This is a genomic window from Microbacterium phyllosphaerae, from assembly GCF_050628115.1.
GTDB lineage: Bacteria > Actinomycetota > Actinomycetes > Actinomycetales > Microbacteriaceae > Microbacterium > Microbacterium phyllosphaerae_A.
Window position 1 is genome coordinate 1998651 of record NZ_CP192502.1, and the last position, 23237, is coordinate 2021887.

At 68.7% G+C, this 23237-nt stretch carries 16 protein-coding genes; 10 read left to right on the forward strand and 6 right to left on the reverse strand.

Annotated features, from left to right (window positions below; translation table 11 throughout):
- Window positions 1-82: 82 nt before the first annotated feature.
- Together ACQ4LY_RS09335 and ACQ4LY_RS09340 are read left to right on the forward strand one after the other, a co-directional pair.
- Window positions 83-748, forward strand: coding sequence for a TetR/AcrR family transcriptional regulator (locus tag ACQ4LY_RS09335; RefSeq protein ID WP_431070856.1), 666 nt, complete (start codon window positions 83-85; stop codon window positions 746-748).
- A 9-nt stretch (window positions 749-757) separates the two neighbouring features.
- Window positions 758-2146, forward strand: a complete 1389-nt coding sequence (locus ACQ4LY_RS09340; protein ID WP_431070858.1) for a pyridoxal phosphate-dependent decarboxylase family protein — start codon at window positions 758-760, stop codon at window positions 2144-2146.
- A gap of 32 nt (window positions 2147-2178) precedes the next feature.
- Here ACQ4LY_RS09340 and ACQ4LY_RS09345 read toward each other — a convergent pair whose 3' ends face one another.
- Window positions 2179-3234, reverse strand: coding sequence for an alpha/beta hydrolase (locus ACQ4LY_RS09345; RefSeq protein WP_431070860.1), 1056 nt, complete (start codon window positions 3232-3234; stop codon window positions 2179-2181).
- A gap of 282 nt (window positions 3235-3516) precedes the next feature.
- Here ACQ4LY_RS09345 and ACQ4LY_RS09350 point away from each other — a divergent pair, with 282 nt between their 5' ends.
- Both ACQ4LY_RS09350 and ACQ4LY_RS09355 read left to right on the forward strand, forming a co-directional pair.
- A complete protein-coding gene (locus tag ACQ4LY_RS09350; RefSeq protein WP_431070862.1) occupies window positions 3517-5133 on the forward strand; it encodes an ABC transporter transmembrane domain-containing protein in 1617 nt (538 codons plus the stop codon).
- A complete protein-coding gene (locus tag ACQ4LY_RS09355; protein WP_431070864.1) occupies window positions 5130-6881 on the forward strand; it encodes an ABC transporter ATP-binding protein in 1752 nt (583 codons plus the stop codon). The genes ACQ4LY_RS09350 and ACQ4LY_RS09355 overlap by 4 nt, the downstream gene beginning before the upstream one ends.
- Before the next feature lie 9 nt (window positions 6882-6890).
- Here ACQ4LY_RS09355 and ACQ4LY_RS09360 read toward each other — a convergent pair whose 3' ends face one another.
- Entirely contained in the window at window positions 6891-7418 is a 528-nt protein-coding gene (locus ACQ4LY_RS09360) for a TetR/AcrR family transcriptional regulator (RefSeq protein WP_431070866.1), read from the reverse strand.
- 84 nt (window positions 7419-7502) lie between these two features.
- Here ACQ4LY_RS09360 and ACQ4LY_RS09365 point away from each other — a divergent pair, with 84 nt between their 5' ends.
- Entirely contained in the window at window positions 7503-8210 is a 708-nt protein-coding gene (locus tag ACQ4LY_RS09365; protein ID WP_431070868.1) for an MBL fold metallo-hydrolase, read from the forward strand.
- A gap of 10 nt (window positions 8211-8220) precedes the next feature.
- Here the strand turns inward: ACQ4LY_RS09365 and ACQ4LY_RS09370 are convergent, their stop codons facing one another.
- Genes ACQ4LY_RS09370 through ACQ4LY_RS09380 form a run of 3 tightly spaced genes read right to left on the reverse strand, consistent with a single transcriptional unit; the run spans window position 8221 to window position 11554 of the window.
- Window positions 8221-8793, reverse strand: coding sequence for a cysteine hydrolase family protein (locus ACQ4LY_RS09370; RefSeq protein WP_431070870.1), 573 nt, complete (start codon window positions 8791-8793; stop codon window positions 8221-8223).
- Window positions 8790-10235: a purine-cytosine permease family protein gene (locus ACQ4LY_RS09375; RefSeq protein WP_431070872.1), complete on the reverse strand. Its 1446-nt coding sequence runs from the start codon at window positions 10233-10235 to the stop codon at window positions 8790-8792. The genes ACQ4LY_RS09370 and ACQ4LY_RS09375 overlap by 4 nt, the downstream gene beginning before the upstream one ends.
- A 35-nt stretch (window positions 10236-10270) precedes the next feature.
- Complete coding sequence (locus ACQ4LY_RS09380; protein WP_431070874.1) at window positions 10271-11554, reverse strand: M18 family aminopeptidase; 1284 nt, start codon at window positions 11552-11554, stop codon at window positions 10271-10273.
- A 241-nt stretch (window positions 11555-11795) separates the two neighbouring features.
- Between ACQ4LY_RS09380 and ACQ4LY_RS09385 the strand changes: the two genes are divergently transcribed.
- The 4 genes from ACQ4LY_RS09385 to ACQ4LY_RS09400 all read left to right on the forward strand — a co-directional run bounded on the left by ACQ4LY_RS09385 (window position 11796) and on the right by ACQ4LY_RS09400 (window position 21073).
- Complete coding sequence (locus ACQ4LY_RS09385) at window positions 11796-17345, forward strand: DUF7507 domain-containing protein (RefSeq protein ID WP_431070875.1); 5550 nt, start codon at window positions 11796-11798, stop codon at window positions 17343-17345.
- A 299-nt stretch (window positions 17346-17644) separates the two neighbouring features.
- The gene (locus ACQ4LY_RS09390; protein ID WP_431070877.1) at window positions 17645-18511 is read left to right on the forward strand and encodes an EamA family transporter; all 867 of its coding nucleotides are present in this window, start codon (window positions 17645-17647) and stop codon (window positions 18509-18511) included.
- A gap of 119 nt (window positions 18512-18630) precedes the next feature.
- Window positions 18631-19029, forward strand: a complete 399-nt coding sequence (locus ACQ4LY_RS09395) for a GNAT family N-acetyltransferase (RefSeq protein WP_431070879.1) — start codon at window positions 18631-18633, stop codon at window positions 19027-19029.
- 376 nt (window positions 19030-19405) lie between these two features.
- On the forward strand, window positions 19406-21073 hold the full coding sequence (locus ACQ4LY_RS09400; protein ID WP_431070881.1) for a DUF222 domain-containing protein: 1668 nt from the start codon (window positions 19406-19408) through the stop codon (window positions 21071-21073).
- Window positions 21074-21088: 15 nt separating this feature from the next.
- Here the strand turns inward: ACQ4LY_RS09400 and ACQ4LY_RS09405 are convergent, their stop codons facing one another.
- A complete protein-coding gene (locus ACQ4LY_RS09405; protein ID WP_431070883.1) occupies window positions 21089-21742 on the reverse strand; it encodes a response regulator in 654 nt (217 codons plus the stop codon).
- A 226-nt stretch (window positions 21743-21968) separates the two neighbouring features.
- Here ACQ4LY_RS09405 and ACQ4LY_RS09410 point away from each other — a divergent pair, with 226 nt between their 5' ends.
- Complete coding sequence (locus ACQ4LY_RS09410; RefSeq protein WP_431070885.1) at window positions 21969-23129, forward strand: sensor histidine kinase; 1161 nt, start codon at window positions 21969-21971, stop codon at window positions 23127-23129.
- Window positions 23130-23237: the final 108 nt, after the last annotated feature.

Below are 23237 nucleotides of genomic sequence, written 5' to 3' on the forward strand. Positions count from 1 at the left end.
CTCGCTGCTGATCCCGACCTCGCGGACGAGGAGTCGTGATCGCTATTGAACACGTGTCCAACGGGTGATACGGTAGCCCGTGATGAAGACGACGTCAAGAGCTGCCGCACCTCGCCGGCTGCCGCCCGAGGAGCGTGAGCGCTCGATCCTCGACGGCGCCGTGGCGCTGGCCTCCGAGAGCGGGCTCGAAGCCCTGACCGTGCGTGCGGTCGCCGCCCGAGTGGGCGTGACGCCCGCCCTCGTCGCGCACTACCGGCCCGTGATGGAGTCATTCGTCGCCGAGGTGTTCACCGCGATCGTCGCCGCCGAGCGCGACGAGGTCATAGCCGCGTACGACGACGCCGTCGACCTGCGCGCGAACCTGCTGCGACTCATCGAGACGCTGCTCGACGACTCGCGCGACGACGTCGCCATGGTGTGGGTGCAGTCCTGGGCGCTCGGAGCGCGCAACGAGGCTCTCGGTGCCCGAGTGCGGGCTGAGATGGATCTCTGGCACAGCGCCCTCGAAGACCTCATCGCGCGCGCCATCGCCGAAGACCCGGCGCTGCGGGTGGACGCCGGATCCTCGGCGTGGATGCTGTTGGCCATGGTCGACGGCATGAGCGCGCACTCTCTGGTGCACTGGGCGCCGCGCGACCGGGCCGACCTCGCACGCCGCACCCTCTCGGCGGTGCTCGACGTGCCGGTCGAGGCGCCGACCATCCCTCTTTCACTCGAGACGACACCGCTCGCAGAGAGCCACAGGTAAGGACAGCTCATGGGAGCAGAACGCATGCACGCGGCCTCGGCCGAATCGACGGCGATCGTCGACGCCGTGCTCGACTACTCACGACGAAGGATGCTCGCGGCCGACGTGCCGCTCGACAAGCCGCAGACCCCGGCCGAGCTCAACAGGCTGGTCGGCACCACGATCACCGATGCAGGGCTCGGCTCGCAGCGCGCGCTGAGCGTGTTCGAGCACATCCTCGCCCCGGCGTGCCTGACGACGAGCCACCCGTCGTATCTGTCGTTCATCCCCACCGCGCCGACGATCGCCTCGATCGCCTTCGACCTCGTGGTCTCGGCATCCGGCCTCTACGGCGGAAGCTGGCTCGAAGGAGCGGGCGCCGTCCACGCCGAGAACGAGGTGCTCTCCTTCCTCGCCTCCGAGTTCGGGCTCCCCGACACCGCAGGCGGAGTGTTCGTGCAGGGCGGCACGATCGGCAACCTGTCGGCGCTGGTCGCCGCGCGCGAGGCTGCGAAGGCGAAGCTGCTCGAGGCTGGCAAAGAGCTGCCTCAGCGGTGGAAGATCGTGTGCAGCGTCGAGGCGCACTCCTCGAACAGATCGGCGGCGAAGGTCATGGATGCCGATGTGCTGCTCGTGCCCGCGGGAGACGACGGCGTGCTGCGGGCCGATGCCGTGCGCGAGGCGCTGAGCGAGCACGGCGACGAGATCTGCGCTGTCGTGGCGACCGGCGGATCCACGAACTTCGGAATCGTCGACGACATCGCCGGCATCGCCGCCCTCAAGGACGAGTTCGACTTCTGGCTGCACATCGATGGGGCCTACGGCCTCACAGCGATGCTCGCCCCCGAGGCTCGCAGCATCTTCGCGGGAGTGGAACGCGCTGACTCGGTCATCGTCGATCCGCACAAGTGGCTGTTCGCGCCGTTCGACTGCTGTGCGCTGATCTACCGCGACCCCGATGCGGGTCGCCGTGCGCACACGCAGCACGCCGAGTATCTCGACACCCTCACAGACGCGGGCGACTTCAGCCCGTCGGACTACTCGATCCAGTTGACTCGGCGCCCTCGCGGGCTGCCGCTCTGGTTCTCTCTCGCGACCTACGGCGTGACCGCCTATCGCGAGGCGGTGAGCGCGACGCTCACCCTCACGAAGACGATCGCAGCCGAGATCTCCGCCCGCCCCGAGCTGCGACTCGTGCGGGATCCTCAGCTCTCGGTCGTCGTGTTCGAGCGTGAGGGGTGGGAGCGCGAGGACTACGACCGGTGGTCCGACGAGCTGCTCGACTCGCAACGGGCGTTCGTCGTGCCGAGCTCGCATCGCGGTCGCCCCAACACGCGGTTCGCGATCCTCAACCCGCTCACGACCTTCGACGACCTCGTCGGCATCCTTGACACGATGAAGCTCGACGCCACGAAGTAAGACGGCGCGTCCGGTAAGACGACGGGCCGCTCTCAGCGCGTGGTGTGCGCGTTCAGGAAGTCGATCGTCTTCTGCAGCGCGGTCTGCGCGTCGGGCATGTCGAGGTGGAACTGGTACTCGTGAGGCAGCGCGGGCTCGTGCGGCGCGGGCCAGAACAGGGTCGTCACGTCCACCCCGAGCTCGTCGAGGCGCTTCGCCATCGGAATGGACTGCAGCCAGGTGAGTCCGTCGCCGTTGCCGCCCGAGATGTAGGTCGTCGGGAAGTCCTCGGTGACCCAGTCGATCGTCGACATCGTGGAGCCCGTCGAGTCCTCCGCCCACGTCTTTGTTCCCGCGTACGCCCACATCGACGTCTTGAGTCCCCAGCCGACCACCCCGTCGAGGGCGGCGAGGGCCGCAAGGTCGTAGACGCCGCAGTTGAGCACGGTCGCCACCACCTGGTCCTTCGTCAGCGCGGGGGTGATGTCCAGGATCTCGGCGTAGTCGGGGCTCGTCATGAGCGTCGCCATCTGGCTGGCGAGCTGGCCGCCGGCAGAGTCCCCGGCGAGCACGATCTGGTTCGGGTCGACGCCGAGCTCGTCGGCGTTCTTGTCGATGTAGGCGAGCGCGTCGTTGAGCTGGTGCACCGCGAGCGGGTACACGCCTTCCGGCCCGATCGTGTAGTTGACGGCGATGGTCGTGTAGCCCTCGGCGGCGAGGATGCGCATGTACGGGTCGACGTTCTCCTTCGATCCCGAGATCCACGCGCCACCGTGGATCCAGACGACCGTCGGCAGCGGGCCGGAGGCGGATGCCGGTGTGAAGACGTCCATCGTGGTGTCGGCGCCGCCGTCGGCGTAAGCGACATCGCGCTGCTCGGTGAGCTTCGTGTCAGGCACGTGCTTGTCCATCTCGGCGGCGGTCTCGTCGCCGCCCTTCGTGAACACGGCGCGGATCAGCATGGCGGACGGCCAGGGCGTGAGCGCGCCGATGATGGCGATCACCGCGGTGACGGCGACGATCAGCGCGAGAGCGACTTTCGTCCGGTGCCACGGCCGACGGGCCCTCTTCGGGTGGACGGACTCGACTTCGGGCGCACTGGTGGTCACGGAAACCCCTCTCCGCGCCTCATCTTGGCAGTATTCCGGTCGGATTCGGCGTAGGCCCGGCACAGCCCGTCCGCTGCGCGACATCGCGTTCGCTTATGTTGAATCAGGGTGCTCACGGCGATCGCACGTGGCCCCTCGATCGTCTCTGGAGTCCCTGATGTCCCCCTTCGCCGCTGCGCGCCGCGTCTCTGCGCGCCCCGCCCCTGCGCGTTCCGTCTCAGCGTGCCCCCGGTTCCGCGTGCCCCATACGGGCGCCGGTCACCGGAGAACGGCGACGGTCCGGTGACCGCGACCGTCGGAAGGGTCTTCCGCGAGGGCGTCTGGGGTCGAGGCCGTCGGGCACGCGCCGCCGCCTCGATCGCCGGATTCTGCGGGCATCAGCTCGCCGAGGTCATGGTCCCCGTGGCTGTCGGCGTCGTGATCGACCGCGCGATCGCGCCGGGCGACCCGGGGGCCTTCGGGTGGGCGCTCGCGTTCCTCGTCGTCGTGTTCGCGGTGCTCATCGTCTCGTGGCAGCTCGGAGATCGGGCCGGCACCAAGGTCTATGCGCAGGGTGAGCATGTGCTGCGTCAGGGCATCCTCGGTCTCGCGCTGCGCCGACGCACCCGTCGACCCGCCGGCGAGGTGCTCACGATCTCCTCCTCGGACGCAGGGGAGACGGCGGGCTTCTTCTGGGTCATCGCCGAGCAGGCCGCCGCCGCGACCGCCGTGCTCGTCGCCTGCATCACCCTGCTCGTGATCGCCTGGCCGCTCGCCGTCGCCGTCGTGATCGGCACGCTCGTGCAGGCCCTGCTCGTGCATCTCGTGAGCGACGGGCTGCGACGCCGAGGCTACGAGGCGCAGAAGCAGGCCGCACGACTGGATGCGGTCAGCACCGACTTCGCCACCGGTCTGCGCGTTCTCGGTGCCCTCGGTGGCGCGTCGCGGGCGGCCGATCGGTACGTCGCCGAGAGCGCTGTCGCCGCCGAGGCCGCGTATCGCGCCGAGAAGGCCGCGGCGGGCCTCACGGCCCTGAATCTGCTCATCAGCGGTCTCGCCTTCACCGGCATCGCTGTGCTCGGCGGCTGGCTGGCGCTCGACGGCATCATCACGATCGGCGGCTTCGTCACCGCTATGGGCCTGGCGCAGACCATCCGCGGCCCCCTGCAGTCGCTCGGCTACCTGCCCGCGCAGATCGCTTCGAAGCACGGTTCGGCGACCCGCATCGCGGAGTTCTCGACGGAGGCGGGCGCCGTGACGGATGCTGTCGCGACGCCGGCTTCCGAGACGATCAGTGAGCAGGCGGCGGCGGGCACACCGACCCGCGGCGATTCCGCCATCGTGGCCCGCTTGTCGGTCGAGGGAACGACGATCGACATCGCGCGCGGCCAGGTGACCGGCATCCGTGCCGACCCCGATCGGATCGTGGATCTCGCTCGTCTGTTCGGTGGGCTCCGAACGCCCGCGGCGGGCGAGCTCGTCATCGGCGACATCGATGCGACCCGCCTCGGTCACGACGGCCTGCGTGTCGAGGTCTTCGCCCCTCCGCACGATGCGGCCGTGTTCACCGGAACCGCGGCTGAGAACATCTCGGAGCGGATCGATCACGCGCACCTCGAAGCCGCAGCCTTCGACGAGGTCGTGCACCGATTGCCCGACGGGCTCGACGAGAAGGTGGGCGAGCGCGGGCTGCGGCTCTCGGGCGGTCAGCGCCAGCGCCTGCTGCTCGCACGCGCCTTGCATCAGCCGCAGCGGCTGCTGGTGCTGCACGAGCCGACCACCGCGATCGACCCGATCACCGAGGCCCAGGTGGCCGCGGGGCTCGCGTCCGAGGGGCGCACGATCGTGCTGCTCACCGATCGGGCCTCACTGCTGTCGAGCTGTCACCGCGTGCACGACCTGAGGGGAGTGGGCGCATGAGTGACTCGAAGCTGCCCATCGCGACGCGTCGAGACACGGCCCGCGGTCTGCTCGCCGCACTCGGCCATCGACGCGCGCTCGCCGTGTTCGCCGTTCTGACCCTGTGCGCGGGAGTCGGCGCCGCGCTCGTCGCGCCGTGGATCATCGGCCTGATGGTCGACGACATCGTGGTCGGAGGCGCATCGATGCTGCCGTTCGGGCTGGCGTTGACCGCGTCGATCGCAGCCGGAGCCGGATTGACCTGGGCGGGCCGTGTGCTGCTCGCGCGACTCGGACAGGGCACGATCCGCGAGGTTCGCGAGGCGGCATTCCGCACGGCGCTCGCCCAGCCGACGGCGCGCATCGAGGCAGCGGGCACCGGCGACCTGGTCGCACGGCTCTCGGGCGACGTGCGAGCGGTCGGACAGGTCGTCGAAGAGGCGCTCCCCGCGTTCCTCTCGGCGCTGTTCAGCATCGTGCTGAGCCTGCTCGGCATGGGACTGATGGACTGGCGCTTCGCGCTCGCCGCGCTCGTCGCAGCTCCCATCCAGTACTTCTCGCTCCGTCGGTTCCTGCGCCGCTCGGCGCCGGTCTACCGCGAGCACCGCGTCGTCGTGGCCGAGCGCAGCCAGCGCACGATCGAGGCCGTGCGGGGAGTCGACACCGTCCGCGCTCTGCGCACCGAGGAGCGACACCTCGAGCGCATCGGCGAGGCGAGTGAGCAGGCCATCGCGCTCGAAGTGCGAGCCACCAGGGTGCGCAACGACTTCAACGTGTTCCTGAACGGCGCCGAGCTGGTGGGACTCTCGGCCGTGCTCGTGGTCGGGTATCTGCTGGTGACCGGCGGGCAGGTCGAGCTGGGCGCGGCGACCGCGGCGTCGCTGTACTTCCTCGGGCTGTTCGGGCCGATGGGCGCTCTGCTCTTCCGCATCGACGAGCTGCAGGATGCCGGAGCCAGCCTCGCGCGCCTCTTCGGCGTCATCGGCATGCCGTCACCGGGTCCGCGCGAGGTGGGCGCGTCGGAGTCCGAGGCCGCAGTGGCGCGCCGAGGAGCGATCGAGGTCGACAGGCTCGGCTTCGCGCACCGCCCCGACCAGCGGGACCTCGACGCGGTGTCGTTGTCGGCCGCCGCCGGCGAGAGGATCGCGATCGTGGGTGCGAGCGGCGCGGGCAAGACGACGCTCGCCCGCGTGCTCGCCGGCGCGCTCCCGGTGGGCGAGGGGGCCGTGCGCCACGACGGGATCGGTATAGAGCACTGGCATCCGCATGACCTGCGCGATGCCGTCGTGATGCTCAGCCAGGAGCCGCACGTCTTCGCAGGCACCGTCCGAGGCGACCTCGCGCTGTTCAGCGATGCCGACGACGAGCGGATGCGGGCCGTGATCACGCAGCTCGGCGCGGAATGGATCCTGCGGCTGCCCGAGGGCCTCGACACCGAGATCGGCGAGGCAGGGCATCCGCTCACTCCAGGGCAGTCGCAGCACCTCGCCCTCGTGCGGGTGGCGCTGTCGGCGGCATCCGTCGTGATCCTCGATGAGGCGACGGCCGAGGCCGGCTCCGCGGACTCGGAGGTGCTCGACGAGGCGTCGTCGGGTGCTATCGGCGACCGCACAGGCATCGTGATCGCGCACCGGCTGAGTCAGGCCATGACCGCTGACAGGATCCTCGTGATGAGCGACGGGCGGGTCGTGCAGTCCGGAACCCACGACGATCTCGTCGCGACGGCTGGTCCGTACGCCGAGCTGTGGAAGGCGTGGACCGCCTGGTGAGGGCGGCGATCAGGCGGTGGTCAGCCCGACGATGATGCGGTCCAGCGCGTAGTCGAACGCGCTGTCCACGTCTCCGCCCAGACGGAAGGCGCCCGCGAGCTCCATCTGCAGGAATCCGGTCGCCCAGGCGGTGAACAGTCGGGCGGCGTCCAGTGCGTGCTCGGGGCCGACGAGGTGGGTGCAGGCGCGCAGAACCGGTGCGGAGGTGCGATGCAGCGACTCTTCGGGGGCAGCAGTGGTGAAGAGCAGACGGAACGACTCCGGATGCTCGTGAGCGAAGCCGCGGTAGACGGCGGCGAGCGTGGCGAGTTCGTCGCCGGCATTCTCCAGGCGGCTCGTGAGCTCGTCGGCAGATGCCTCAGCGACCGCGGACATCAGCGCGTCACGATCTCGAATCCGCTTGTAGAGCGACGGTGCCCGCACGCCCACGCGCTCTGCGACCGCCTGCATCGTGAGGCCCGCGGGGCCTCTGGATTCGAGGATTTCGCGGCCGGCGGCGACGATGGCGACGAGTGAGGTTCGTTCGGGCGTCGGCATCCTGATCTCCTTGATAGCTATTGACACTAGCCATGATAGCTACGTAAAGTAGCCATCGTCAATCGTCCTTCGGAAGGAACGGTCATGAAGCTCGCACCGCACCTGTATCGGCTCGGCAACGACATCGTCGCGTCGTACCTGATCGACCTGCCCGAGGGGATCACGCTCGTCGACGCCGGTCTGCCGGGCCACTGGAACGACCTGCGGCGGACGCTGGCAGAGCTCGGCCGCCCGCTGTCCGACATCCGAGGGCTCGTCCTCACGCACGGCGACAGCGACCATATCGGGTTCGCCGAGCGGCTGCGCAGCGAAGCGGGGGTGCCGGTCTTCATCCACGCAGCCGACGCGCACCGGGTGCGCACGGGGGAGAAGCCGAAGACTCCGATGGGGCCCGCCCGGATCGGTCCGATGCTGGGCTTCCTCGCGTACGGGGTGCGCAAGAACGCGCTGCGCACCCGTCACGTCTCGGAGGTCGTGGAGGTCGAGGACGGGCAGATCCTCGCTCTGCCCGGATCGCCCGTCCTCATTGGGATGCCGGGGCATTCGCCCGGGAGCATCGCCGTGCACGTTCCCGGGGCGGACGCGGTCTTCGTCGGCGATGCGCTGACCACCCGCCACGTGCTGACGGGGCGGGTCGGTGCTCAACCCGCACCGTTCACGGATGAGCCCGAACGGGCGCTCGCCTCCCTCGACAGGCTGGCAGGTGTCTCGGCGTCGTGGGTGCTGCCGGGGCACGGAGCGCCGTGGAACGGGTCGCCCGCCGACATCGCCGCGGCCGTGCGCGCGGTCTAGGTCGGCTCGGTCAGCGTGCCGCCAGCACCGTAGTCGTGTCGCTGACGGCCAGCTGCGGTGGGTAGAGCCCCATGACCTGCATCGCGGCGTCGTGATTCGATGCCGTCGAACCGGCGCACGCGTCGGCGACGATCGTGACGTGCGCTCCGGCATCCGCTGCGGCCAGCGCCGTCGAGATGACGCAGCAGTCCGTCGAGACGCCGGCCAGCACGACGTGGGCGCCACGACCGACGATCGCCTCGATGTCGCTGCCCCACTTGCCGAACGTCGGCAGATCGAGCGTCGGATGCGGCGACAGACCGACCGCGTCGGGAACGAGATCGAACAGAGGATCGTCAGCGGGCTGATCCGCGAACGGCCAGGCGGCGAAGTAGTCGCCCCACGAGGTCGAGCGGTCAGCGGTCGGCATCCACCGGGTCACGATCACCCGATCGCCGAAAGACGCGGCGAGCTCGCGGATGCGGGGGATCACGTCGGAGAAGAACGGCGATCCCCACGCCGAGTCGGGCGACGCGAAGATCACCTGGGGGTCGATCACGACCAGCCAGGGCCCCTCACCCGACTCGGTTGTGCAGATGGTCACGCGGTCTGCTCCTGGCGACGGATCGTGCCGGCGCGGGCGAACCAGGTCACGACGAACGACAGCACCAGCGCGAAGAAGACCCCGAGGTTCGCATACGCCCAGTCGCCGTCGACTCCGCCGACGAGGCCGAGCAGGTACCCCTGCCAGTTGTTCCAGGGGGCGGCGTCGGCGAAGCCGTTGAGCACGAAGCCCCAGCCGATCACGCTGGCTGCCACCATGGTGCCGATCGAAGTCCAGTCCCAGGCTCCGTAGCGACCCCGACTGTCGAACAGGGCCTCGTCGTCATAGTCCTTCCTGCGACGCAGGATGTCGGCGATCAGGATGCCGGCCCATGACGCGAGTGGCACGCCCAGCGTGATCAGGAAGCTCTGGAACGGGCCGAGGAAGTCGGTGGCGAAGAACACGACATAGATCGTGCCGATGGTCAGGATCACACCGTCGATCGCCGCGGCGGACGGGCGGGGGATACGGATACCGAGGCTCAGCAGGGTGAGGCCCGACGAATAGATGCCGAGCACGGCGCCGGAGACGAGCGCGAGCACGGCGGTGAGCAGGAACGGCACGAGGACCCAGATGGGCAGGATCGTCGCGAGCGCGCCGATCGGGTCGGCGGCGATGGCCGCGCTGAGCTCGTCGTCGGAACCGGCGAGCAGCAGCCCGAACACCACGAGGATCACCGGGGCGACGGAGCCGCCGATCGTGTTCCACGCGACGATCGCCCTGTCGGATGCCGTGCGCTTCTGGTAGCGCGACCAGTCGGCGGCGATGTTGATCCAGCCGAGGCCGAACCCGGTCATCACCATGACGAGCGCGCCGATGACCTGTCCGATGCCGCCGTCGGGCCGGGCCATGACGGCGGCGATGTCGATGCTCGGGGCGGCGAGGATGATGTAGAGGATCGTCACGGCGCCGGTGACCCAGGTGAGCACCGACTGCAGCTTCATGATCGTGTGATATCCGAGCACCGAGGCCGCGACGATGAGGGCCGCGACGATGACGGTCGCGGTGATCTTCAGCGCGATGCTGTCGCCGTCGCCGCCGAGCTGGGTGATGACGGTGGCCGTGGCGAGAACGGCCATGATCGCGAGGAACGTCTCCCAGCCGATGGACGTCAGCCACGAGACGATGCCCGGCACCTTCTGACCCTGCACGCCGAAGGCGGCACGGGAGAGCACCATGGTCGGCGCGGAACCGCGCTTGCCCGCGATCGCGATCAGGCCGCACAGCAGGAACGACACGACGATGCCGATGATCGACACGACGGTCGCCTGCCAGAACGAGATCCCGAAGCCGAGCACGAACGATCCGTACGACATGCCGAACACCGACACGTTGGCCGCGAACCACGGCCAGAACAGGTCGCTCGGCTTCGCCGTGCGCTCGGATTCAGGGATGATCTCGATGCCCGCGCGCTCGATGAGAGCAGGCTTGATGTCCGTCATGCCATCATCCTGGCACTGCGGATGCCCTGCAGGGCTCAGCCGGCGAAGAATGCTCCCGCGACGCGGGCGAGGTCGTGCAGGTCCGAGACTCCGGCGAGCTCGCGCGCCGAATGCATCGACAGGATCGGGATGCCGACGTCGACCGTGCGGATGCCGAGGCGTGTCGCCGTGATCGGGCCGATCGTCGAGCCGCAGCGCACGTTGTTGTTCGAGACGAACTCCTGCGTGACGACGTCGGCCGCGTCGCACCAGTCGCGCCACGCGGCGGAGCCGACGGCATCCGTCGCGTACCGCTGGTTGGCGTTGAGCTTGAGGATCGGCCCTGAGCCGAGCACGGGCTGTACGACGGGATCGTGCTTGTGCACGTAGTTGGGGTGCACCGAGTGGCCCACGTCGCTGGACAGGCACCACGACGCCGAGAAGGCGCGGCGACGTTCGGAGGCGTCGGCGCCGAGCGCGTCATACACACGTCCGAGGATGTCTTCGAGGAACGGCCCTGCCGCACCGGAGCGCGAGTTGGAACCCAGTTCTTCGTGGTCGAAGGCGGCGAGGATGGCGATGGGGCCGGTCGAGGGGGTGCCGAGAGCCTCGAGCGCCACGACCCCCGCGTGTACGGAGGCGAGGTCGTCGAGCCGACCGGAGGCGAAGAAGGCGTCGTCCTTGCCGAACACCGCGCCGCGAGCGGTATCGGCGATCACGACGTCGTAGCCGCGGATGTCGGATGCCGCGACGCCGGCCGAGTCCGCGAGCTCCGCCAGGATGTCCTCCTGGGTCGGGTCGCCGAGGCCCCAGACGGGCTGCGTCTGGAACTGCTTGTCGAGCGCCAGACCGCTGTTCGCCTCGCGGTCGAGGTGCACGGCGAGCTGCGGAAGGCGCAGGAGCGCACCGGTGTCGGCCAGCACGACGCGGCCGTCGGCGAGGGCGAGGCGTCCGGCGAGGCGCAGCTCGCGGTCGAGCCAGGAGTTCAGCAGCGGGCCGCCGTAGACCTCGACGGCGGCCTGCAGCCAGCCCTTCGACCCGGTGGTCGGCTGCGGCTTGAGCTTGAATCCGGGGGAGTCCGTGTGCGCGCCGAGCACGTGCGCGGGGGTGACGGCCGTCGCATCCGCCGGAATCGTCCACGCGATGGTGGCACCGTCGCGGACGACGAGGTAGCGGCCCCCGGGCGTGACGTCCCACGCGTCCTCCTCGGCGAGGGGTGCGAATCCGGCATCCTCCAGGCGCCTGGCCACCTCGGCGGCGGCGTGGTAGCTCGAGGGAGAGGCGGCGACGAAGTCGGCGAGGTCCTCGGCGTGGGCGAGTGCATCCGGGGTGACGGGCATGAGCGGCCTTCCTGAAGGGGGTCCTTCGATCGTAATCGGCTCGGTCGGCCGCAGATCCCGGCCGTCCGGTCGCCGGGGCCACCCCCTCCCATCCAATATGACCGGAATACCGGTATCGATTCGATATCGGCGCCCGATACGCGACCGAATCGAAGCGACCCCCGCGGATAGGGTCGGAGCGCGAGGTGTGTCGTTCCGAACGATGCGGGGAGACCTCGGGGGAGAAAAGCAGGGTTCAGCTGTGTCATCACACGCTCACTCATCCATTCGGCGCGCCCTGGCGGGGGCGACGGCAGCACTTCTGATCGCGGTCGGACTCACGGTGGTCACAGACACCGTGGCGCCGACATCGGCGTCGGCGGCGCAGAACCCGACGCAGTGCGCGGACTCCGTGTCGCTGACGAACGGCGGTTTCGAGGCACCCGCGATCGGCAACGCGACGTACCGACTCGTTCCCGAGGCGCAGGTGCCGGGGTGGGGGACCAACGACAGTCAGAGTCAGATCGAGATCTGGAGCAGTGGATTCCAGGGTGTTCCGGCGACTGCCGGGCGGCAATTCGCCGAACTGAATGCGAACAGCGCGAGCCGGCTCTTTCAGGACGTGGCGACGACGCCCGGTCAGACCCTCTACTGGTCGCTCAAGCACCGAGGTCGCAGCGGTACCGACACCATGCGTGTCCTGATCGGCTCACCGTCGGGAGCTCTCGTTCAGAGCGGCCCCAACCTGACTGACGGAACCGCCGCGTGGGGCAGCCACGCAGGTACCTACACTGTTCCCGCAGGTCAGACCACGACGCGCTTCGGGTTCGAGGCGGTGAGTGCGGCCGGCGGTTCCACACAGGGAAACTTCCTTGACGACATCTCCTTCGGCACCGGGCCCTGCCTCATCTCGACCAAGTCGGTCGCCAACCTCACCCGGGGCGGCAGCTCGGCCGAGATCGGTGACACGCTGCGCTACACCGTCACCACTCGCAATGACGGCGGAAACCCCGCGCTCCAGTCGGTCTCGACCGACGTCCTCCCCGCCGGAATCGACTTCGTGCCCGGCTCCATCCGCATCGTGAGCGGTGCCGGCGCAGGCGCCCTGACCGACGCCACGGGCGACGATCGTGGCGAGTACGCGAGCGGGACGCGCACGCTGAGGGTGCGCCTCGGCGACGGCGGCACCGCCACGGCCGGTGGATCGGTCGGCGTCGACGCAGTCACGTCGTACACGTTCGACGCCAAGGTGAGAACCGAGGCCGCGGGCACGACCATCGTCAACGAGGCGCGGGTCGCGTTCCGCGAGCCGGTCACCAACATCGACCGCACGTCGACCACGCAGGAGGCCCTGACGCCGGTGAACCAGGCGGCGGATCTCGCGATCACCAAGACGCTCGCCACGAGTCCGCTGGTCGCGGGCCGGCCTGCGACCTTCACGATCGGGGTCACGAACAACGGACCCCAGACCGGCACGGGGGTCACCGTGACAGATGCCGTGCCTGCCGGCTTCACCGCGGTGCAGGCCACGCCGAGCGGCGGATCCTGCACGGTCGGCGGCACGATCACGTGTGCCCTTCCCGACCTCGCGGTCGGGGCCAGCGCGACGATCACCGTGACCGGAACGGTCTCGCCCTCGTTCGAACCCGGTGCCGCACTCACGAACACCGCGTCGGTCTCGGGATCGCGCTTCGACGTCAATCTCGCCAACAACACCGCGACCGCGTCCGGCACCCTGACTGCGCTCAGCGATGTGTCGGTGACCAAGTCGTTCGCACCGGCCGATCCCGTCGCAGGGCAGAACGTCACCTACACGCTCATCACCCGCAACGACGGCCCGTCCGAGGCTCGGAATGTGCGGCTCACGGATCCGCTCGACCCCGAGACCACCTTCGTGAGCGTCGTGTCCGATCAGGGCGAGTGCGCCGTCGATCTCGGCGTCGTCGAGTGCAGTATCGGCACACTCGCGCCGGGCGCCACAGTGAACACGACGATCGTCGTCTCGATCAGCCCTGCTGCAGCCGTCGTGCAGAACTCGGCGAGCGTCACGAGCAGCACCCCCGACTCCGACCCGACGAACAACGTCGACTCCACCAGCTTCCAGCCTGACATCGTCGCCGATCTCGCGGTGACGAAGACACCGTCGGTGCCGCAGGTCGCGGCCGGAGGTGCCGTCGACTTCACGATCACTGTGACCAACAAGGGCGACTCGGATGCCGTCAACGCGGTGCTCGACGACACCGTGCCTACCGGCTTCACCGTGACCGGCGTCACTACGCCGGCCGGGGCCGACTGCTCGTTCACCGACGTCACGGTTCGCTGCACCTGGGCGGACCTCGCCGATGAGGCCACCGCCACCGTCGTCGTGTCGACCGTGGTCGCGGCCGACGCCCCGGCGGGCACCACCATCAACACCGCCTCTGTCGCATCGCCGGCAGAAGACGTCGACACGACGGACAACTCCGCCTCGGCAGTGGTCGAGATCGTGCAGAGCGCCGACCTCAGCATCGCGAAGACCGCGCCGGCCACAGGCACGCCGGGCAGCGGTTTCACGTACTCGATCGAGGTCGCGAACAACGGCCCGTCCGTCGCGCGTGCGGTGACGATCACCGACACGCTCCCTGCAGGTTTCACCGTCGAGTCGATCAATCCGGGCTGCACCATCGGCGGCGGCACGGTGAACTGCGCCGTGGGCGACCTCGCGCCCGGTGCGACGGCCTCGGTGAACATCGTCGGCACGTGGGCGGCGACGGCCTCCGGCACGATCCGCAACACGGCGACGACCACCTCGCCGACACCCGACCCGGTCACGCCCAACAACACCTCCAGCGTCGATGTGGCGCTCACCCCGAGCGCGGATGTCAGCGTCGTGAAGACGACGTCGACTCCGAGCATCCCCCTGGGCGGCGTGGCGAGCTTCGTGATCACGGTGCGCAACGACGGGCCGTCCGCCGCGGCAGGCGTCGTCGTGACCGAGGTCGCGCCGGCCGGACTCGAGGTCACGGCTGCCACTCCGACCGCGGGTGCCTGGTCGCCCGCCGATCACCAGTGGACCGTCGGCACCCTGCTCCCCGGCGAATCGGCGACGCTGACCGTCACCGCGACCGCGACCGCGGTCGGCACGCTGACCAACAACGCCACGGCGACGTCGCCGACTCCCGATCCGGATCCCTCCGACAACACCGGCACCTCGACCGTCGTCGTGACGCCGTCGGCCGACCTGTCGGTCGTCAAGACGAGCTCGGCGAGCCCTGCTCCGGTGAACGGACCGATCACGTACACGATCGTCGTGACCAACAACGGTCCGAGCCCGGCATCCGCGGTCGCGATCTCGGATGCCCTCCCGGCAGGGCTGCGCACCCCGACGACGCCGACTGCCGGCTGCACGATCACCGCAGCGCAGCTCGACTGCGCGGTCGGCACGCTCGCCGTCGGCGCGACCTTCACCGCGACGGTCAGCGGCACGGTCGACCCGGCGATCGCGACGCCCACCCTGTCGAACACGGCGACCGTGACGTCGACGACGCCGGACCCCGATCCGTCTGACAACACCTCGACGGTCGAGGTCCCCGTGTCGGGCACCCCGCAGGTCGAGCTCGTGAAGACGGCAGGTGCCCCTGTCGACGCGAACGGCAACGGACGCACCGACGTCGGCGACACCGTCGCCTACACGTTCACGGTGCGCAACACCGGCACCGTCACACTCACGAGTGCAGCGATCACCGACCCGCTGCTCGGGGGAGCGGTGGCCTGCGCGGCATTCGGCGCACCCCTCGCACCCGGTGCCTCGGTGACCTGTGCGCCGGTGGTCTATGCGCTCACGCAGCAGGACATCGATGAGGGCACGGTGCACAACGAGGCATCCGTCACCGCCCAGTCCGCTCTGGGCACGGCGACCGACGGCGCGGAGGCCGACGTGACGGTTCCCGCCGTGAACAGCATCGTGCTGACCAAGTCGCCGAGCACGGTGATCGACGTCGACGGTGGTGCGCAGGTGACGTCCGGCGACACCATCGCCTACACGTTCACCGTCACGAACACCGGCACCACGACCCTGACGAACGCCCAGATCACCGACCCGATGCTGGGCGGACCGGTCGTGTGCGCAGCTCTCACGGGGGCCTCGCTGGCTCCGGGGGCATCCATGACCTGCGCGCCGGTCGAGTACACGCTGACTCAGGACGACATCGACGCGGGGATCGTGCGCAACACGGCATCGGTCACGGCCGACGCCCCGGTCGGAACGGTGTCTGACACGGCATCCGCCTCCGCCGACATCGATCAGACCGCCGGCATCGACCTGCAGAAGAACGTCGGCCTGGTGCAGGACGCGACCGGCGACGGGTTCATCGGCGCAGGTGACACCGTCGAGTACACGTTCACGACGAGCAACACGGGCAACACGACCCTCAGCGACGTCGAGATCACCGACCCGCTGCTCGGTGCCGGAGTGCTGTGCACGATCGATGAGCTCGGCGTCGGCGCCTCCAGCGACTGCGGGCCGTTCACGTACACGCTCACGCAGGCGGACATCGAGAACGGCAGCCGTCCGAACACGGCCACCGCGACCGGCACCGGACCACTGGGTGCCGTGAGCGACGAGGCCTCCGCCGAGGTGCTGTTCGCCGGCACGCCTGGTATCTCGCTGACGAAGACTCCGGGCGAGCCGGTCGACGCGAACGACGACGGGATGATCGGGGCCGGCGACACGGTCGCCTACTCGTTCCGGATCAGCAACACCGGCACGACCGTCCTGACCGACATCGTGCTCGACGACCCGCTGCTCGGCGGCGTCGTGGACTGCGCCGCGCTCGACGGTCTCGCACTCGTGCCGACCGACGACGTCGACTGCGGACCCGTCGAGTACGTGCTCACGCAGGACGACGTCGACGCCGGCATCGTGCGCAACACTGCGACGGTGACCGCTCAGTCGGTCGCCGGCAGCGCCGAGGGCACGGATGACGCGGACGTGGTCGTGGTCGGCACCGATGCGCTCACGCTGCTGAAGTCGGCGGCTGCCGTGCTCGATGTGAACGGCAACGGACGGACGGATGCAGGCGACACGATCGCCTACACGTTCACCGTCACCAACACGGGTACGACGACGTTGACTCGCGTCTCGGTGTCGGATCCGCGACTGAGTGGCGCGGTCGTCTGCGACACGACCGACCTCGCCCCTGGTGCGTCGGCGCTGTGCGACGGACCTGCCGCGGTGCTGACCCAAGCCGAGATCGACGCAGGTCAGATCATCAACACGGCCACGGCGACGGGCACGGGAACGGGCACCGGCGTCACCGAGGAGCCGCCGACCGATGAGGACACGGTGGTCACGCCTCTCGAGGCGCAGCCGGCGATCGCGCTTGCGAAGACCGGTGGCGAGTACGCTGACGCCAACGGCAACGGCAAGGTCGATGCCGGCGACACGGTGCAGTTCCGCTTCACCGTGACCAACACCGGGGCGCGCACGCTGACGTCGATCGCGATCGACGATCCGAAGCTCGGAGGCATGCTCGCGTGCGACGTGCCCGACCTCGCGCCCGGTGACACCGCGGCCTGCGGCCCGATCGGCTACACGCTGACGACGGCCGACGTGGCGAACGGCCGGGTCGTGAACGTCGCCACGGTGAGCGGTGCCTCGGGCACTGTGGTCGTCACGGCAGCCGCGACGGCGACGGTCGATCTCGACGTCCTGGCGACGACCGGTGGCGTCATCACCGGCCTGGGGTGGGCGCTCGCACTGCTGGCGGTCGGTGCGCTCGTGCTGCTGATCTCGCGCGTGCGTCGTCGGGAGACCGCGGGTCTGGTGGGCTGAGAGAGGATGCCAGGCGCCCGGCACGGATCCCGTGTCGGGCGCTTCGCTGCTCATCCGGCATCCGATGCGGGCTCGCGCGATGCGGGTGCTCGTGCGATGCGCGGGTGCTCGCCCGCTGTTCACCTGCCGGTCACCATCGCCGGGTACCGTGGGTGCCGATAGCGCCTAGGGTTCCGGGGTTCGTCCCGTCTGGTCCGAGCGGCGCCACGGTGCCCCTCCGCAGGGGCGCCGTCATCTGACAGGACAAAAGCCCGGAGGACCCTGTTCGTCGCGCCTCGCGATGGACGGAAGGGTCTCGTATGTCCGCTCTCGCCTTCGCCCTCGTCTTCGCCGCCGCGATCACCCATGCGGCGTGGAACGTCATCGCCCACGGGGTGAGCAAGGCGGGCATGCCGTTCCTGTGGTGGGGCGCCGTCGGAGGCACGGCCGTGTGGATCGGGGTCATCCCGTTCACCGGCGGGCTCGGCACTGACGATCTGCGCGGCTTCCTGTGGGGCGTCGGGGTGTCCGCGGTGCTCCATGTCATCTACATGGCGGTGCTTCAGCGCGGATACCGCGAGGGCAACCTCTCGACCGTCTACGCGACTGCGAGGGGCACAGGGCCGTTCCTGTCGGTCATCATCGCCGTGCTGCTGCTGGGGGAGCGCCCGTCCGCTCTCGCTCTCGTCGGAGTCGCGGCGATCATCCTCGGAGTGGTCGCGATCGGGCTCGTCGACCGTGGACGCTCGTCCAGTTCGCGGAGAAGACTCGATCCGGGGCTCCTGTTCGGCCTTCTCACCGGCGTCGCGATCGCGGTCTACACGATCTGGGACGCGAACGCCGTGCGCACGTGGAACCTCTCACCCGTCGCGTTCATGGTGGGCACCATGCTGCTCGAGATCCCGTTCTACTCGGTCGGCGTCCGCGGCCGGTGGAAGGCCGTCCGCACGCTCGGCCGCACCCAGTGGAGGCGCATCGTGGCGTTCAGCATCCTTTCTCCGCTGTCGTACATCCTGGTGCTCACCGCCATCCAGATCGCGCCCGTCGCCCTCGTCGCCCCGCTGCGCGAGGTCAGCGTCGTGCTGGTCTCTCTGTTCGGCGTCTTCGTGCTGAAAGAGAGCAGGCCGGGGTGGCGGATCGCCGCATCCGCCGTCGTCGCCGCCGGGATCGTGCTGCTCGCGCTGTAGGGACTCGGATCGCGCTTGCCAGGATGCGGAGGAGCGCAGCAGGCGAATCGGGTGATTGTATGGATGCTGTGTCAGTCGGGTGGAGTCTTCGAGCGAGCAGTCCGTCGGATGCGCCGTGGATGGCGGAACTGCGGGCGATCGTGATGCGCCCCGATCTGGAGCGCCTGGGCCGGTACGACCCTGTGCGCGTGCGGCAGCGGTTCCTCGACGCGTTCGCTCCGGAGAACACGAGGGTGATCGTCGTGGACGGAGAGGATGCCGGGCTCATCGCAGTCCGGGATGAGACCGACGCCGTGTGGATCGAGCACTTCTACCTCACCCCGGACTCGCAGGGCCGCGGGCTGGGTTCTGCGGTGCTCGCTGAGGTCTTGGCGGAGCGGGGTGCGTCAGGGCGGCTGTTCCGTCTCAACGTGCTGCAGGGGAGTCCGGCGCGCCGGCTGTATGAGAGGCACGGCTTCGTGCTCGAGAGCGAGGATGCCGTCGACGTGTTCCTGAAGGCGGAGACCGCACGAGGCTGATCCTGCTCACCGGTTCCAGCCCCGTCGATCCTGGCTCCGACGGGCTTGCCGATCGGTCTCACTTCTGCTCCCATCCACTGTCTCGCCGACGGGTCCGGTCCACGGTGTCGCCGACGGGTCCGGTCCACTGTGTCGCCGACGGGCCCGGTCCACTGTGTCGCCGACGGGCCCGGTCCACTGTGTCGCCGACGGGTCCCATCCACCGTCTCACCGACCACTCGGGACCGTGGCGCCAGCCTTGTCTTGTCTCGTTCCGACGCTCCGCAGATTCCGCTTCGTCGCACAATTCCGGGAGATCGGAATATGACTCTGATCTGGGGTAAAACGGGGTGGTTTCGGGTCTTGAATGTCGGTGGTCCCGTGTTGACTTAGGGGTATGAACAGCACCACGGAGCTTCTGGATCGGGTCATCGTCGATCTCGACACGATGCTGTCCGATGATGCGTTGGCCGGGTTGACGGACGCGGATCGGGTCATGGTGTTGCAGGGCGCGGGGGCGGTGTTCCGCCGGGCCGAGGCGGTGATCGTGGAGACCATCGCGACGGGTGATCCGGGTGACTTCCCGCACTCGGCGGGGTGCCGGGGTCTGAACGAGTTGTTGCAGCGGACGGTGCGGGTAGACGTACGGGGAGCGACACGGGTCGACAGGGTGGTTGACCTCGTGCGGCGGCCGGTGAGCCTGGCGGGGGAGCGGATGCCCGCGCGGTGGTCGGAGTTGCGTCTGGCGTTGTTGGATGGGGTGGTCGGTGTGGCGGGGTTTCTCGCGGCGACGGGTCCGATCGAGAAGGTGTGGGATCGGCTCACGGTCGATCAACGCCTGGCAGCGGATGTCGCGTTGGCCGGGTGCGCCCGCGGGCACGGTGTCGATATGGGCGTCGAGGATGATCCGGACGCTGACGCCGACTCAGATCCCGAGGGTGACGAGGATGCACCGGGTCCGGCGCCGACAGCGCAGGATCTGACGGCTCTCGCGGAGGATCTCGCGTCGATGTTCGACCCGGACGGGGAAGGACCGAAGGATGAGGACTCGAAGCGTCGGCGGGGCATCACGATCGGTCGGTTGAAGGATGGCGTGCATGCGATCCGCGGGTATCTGACTCCCGAGGTCGCGGCGCAGTTGCAGCTCATCATCGATGCGATCTTGAACCCTAAAGGGGATGGCCCGCCCATGCCCGGCGTGCACTTCACACCCAGCGACGGTGCCGATGCCGGCACTGACTCTGACGTTGATGTCGATGCCGATGCCGATGCCGATGCCGACGCCGACATCGATGCCGACGCCGACGCCGACATCGATGCGGATGCGGATGCGGACGCCGGCGTTGACGGTGCCGATGCGGATCCGTTCAATTCCGATCCGCGGTGCGTGCTCGATGACCGCACCGCGTCGCAGAAGCGCCACGACGCGCTCGCGATGGTGCTCGCGATCGCGGCCCGCCACAACGACATGCCCACCCTCGGTGGAGCGGCACCGGTCCTGGTCGTGAAGGTCGACGCGAAAGACCTCGCCGCCCACATCGGTCACGGCGCCGGCGCTGCGTTCGGCAACGCCGCGTCGGGAACGGGCGCGAACTCCGGCAATGGTGGGTGGGCGACGATTCCCGGTTCCGGTGCCCACCTGCCCGTCTCCGTCGCCGCGCACATCGGATGCGCCGGCACGATTCAACGGGTGTTGTTCGATGAGGGGCGGATCATCGGCATCACGACCACCGACCGCGTCTTCAGCGTGCATCAACGCCGCGCGATCGTCGCCCGTGACAAGGAATGCCTGATCCCCGGATGCCACGTCCCGGCGTCGTGGTGCGAGATCCACCACGTGACGGAGCATGCGAGGGGTGGTCCGACCCATACGGACAACGGGGTGCCGTTGTGCTGGTGGCACCACCGATCCCTCGGAACGTCCGGGTGGGAGATCCGGATGGACGAGGGTCTCCCGCAGGTGCGAGGCCCGCGGTGGTGGGACCCCGAGCAACGATGGCGCACCCCACGACTCAGCCTCCCGCAGATACGCCACGGATCGCTGAAGCTCGCTCCCACCGGCTGAGAGCCGCGAATCGGATCAGCGGAACTCGACCAGGCCGGCGTGCGCTGCGGTGACAAGGATCTGCACGCGATCGCGCACGTGCCACTTCGACATGATGCGACCGAGGTGAGCCTTCACTGTGCCCTCCGAGACGATGAGCGTCCGCGCGATCTCGGCGTTCGACATGCCCTGAGCGAGACGCTGCAGCACCTCCTGCTCACGGTCGGTGAGCACCTCGAGCGTGCCGTCACTGCCCACAGGTTCGGTATCGCGCACATGCTTGATCAGCAGCGACGCGATCCGCGGAGACAGCGAGCTCGCACCGCTGTACACCTCGCGCACGCCCTCGAGGATGCTGGCAGCGCTCGAATCCTTCAGCAGATAGCCGGACGCGCCAGCACTGAGCATCGGAAGCACCGTATCGCTGCCATCCAGCGTGGTCACGGCCAGGATCTTGATCTCCGGCCAGCGCTCGCTGATGACGGCAGTCGCCTCGATCCCGTTCATCTCCGGCATCTGCACGTCCATCATCACGACGTCAGGACGCTCGCGTTCCACCACCTCGATGCCCTCCAGCCCTGACTCGGCCTCGGCGATCACCGTGATCTCGGGGTCTCGCGAGACGAAGTGGGAGAGCGCGGAGCGCACCAGGGGATCGTCATCGACGATCACAACGCGGATTTGCGACATGCAGGAAGCCTAACCGGGGGAGACCTCAGACGCGATGTATTGGACTTTTGGCTAGCGAGGTCTAGACGAGAGACAGATGTGCGGCGTGCAGATCACCGAGAAGATGAATACATCGCTAGTCAAAAGTGCAATAAAGGAGGTGAATCTATATGTCTTTCTGGAACCAGGTCGGACTCTTCTTTGGCTTCTACCGTTAATATAACTGGCGGAAAGGAGATACTGAAGTATGGCTTCAAGTCTTTCTGCGGGTGATCGCACAGACGTCACCCGACTCGGCAAGGGCGAGAAGCTCAGCACGATCGAACGGATCGCCGTACTGGTGGTCATCGGGACGATCTTCATCTTCGACGTCGTCGGACTGTTCCTCCCTCCGGGGTTGGAGCCACTCACGGCGGCACTCGGGATCGCATCCACAGCGGTCCTGGCTCTGTATCTCTGGTCAGCACTGATCGCGACATACGCCCTCGGCGTCGTGTTCGCACTCTCTTTCATCCCCGGCATCGAAGCTCAGGTGCTCACGGTCGCCGCTTTCGCGGCAGGCTTGATCGTGCGTCTGGGGTGGACCTCCTTGGTCCTGTCCTATGCCGGCGTCTTCCTTCTCGCATCCGCACTGGTCGTCACGGGCGGCTCGAGGGATGCCTTCAACATCGCGATCTTCCTCGTCGGCGCCGCAGTATCCGGTGCCGTCGGCTTCGCACTTCGCATCGCGTTCGCCCGAGGGCGGACTCTCGAAGTGCAGCTGGCCGAGAAGGCCGAGCAGGAGCGCCAAGCAGTACTCGCCGAGCGACGTTGGATCGCCGGCGAGCTGCACGACAGCATCGCGCACCACCTCACCGTGGTGTCGCTGCACGTGCAGATGCTCGATGACGATCGCACCAGCACCGATTCGCAAGAGGCGATCCGGATCGCCGCCCGCAAGGCGATGACCGATCTCCGCTTCGTGATCGACCTCGCCGACGACGGCCCCCGCTCCGAGGGCATGCCGACCGGTGACCTCGCCGAATCTATCGATGAGGCGAAGCAGGAATTCGAATCCGCCGGGCACTCTGTACTGCTCGACGGCGACCCCGCGGACGAGCGCATCCCCCGCGCAGCCGAGATCATCTTCGCGCGCATCATGCGCGAATCAGCCACCAACGTGCTCAAGTACGCCGGTCAGGGCGAGATCGAGATCAGACTCGATGTCGACGACGACATGGCGCGGATGAGCGTGAGCAGCCCGCTGTCGGTGACGCCGCGTCGCGAGCTGTCCTCCAGCCGCACCGGAATCGGCCGCATGGCCGAGCGCGTGCTCGGCGCGAGCGGCGAGTTCAATGCCGGAGAAGTCGATGGTCGGTGGGTCGTGACCGCACGTCTACCGATCGCCCGATCGGTCGCGAAGCCCTGACGAACGAGCACTCGCGAGCTCTTCCGGCGCCAGAGATATACCGGCACTCGCCCTGAGAAGGCGCGGAAATCCGGGCCTCGATCGCTAAACACTAGACGAAGGTCTAAG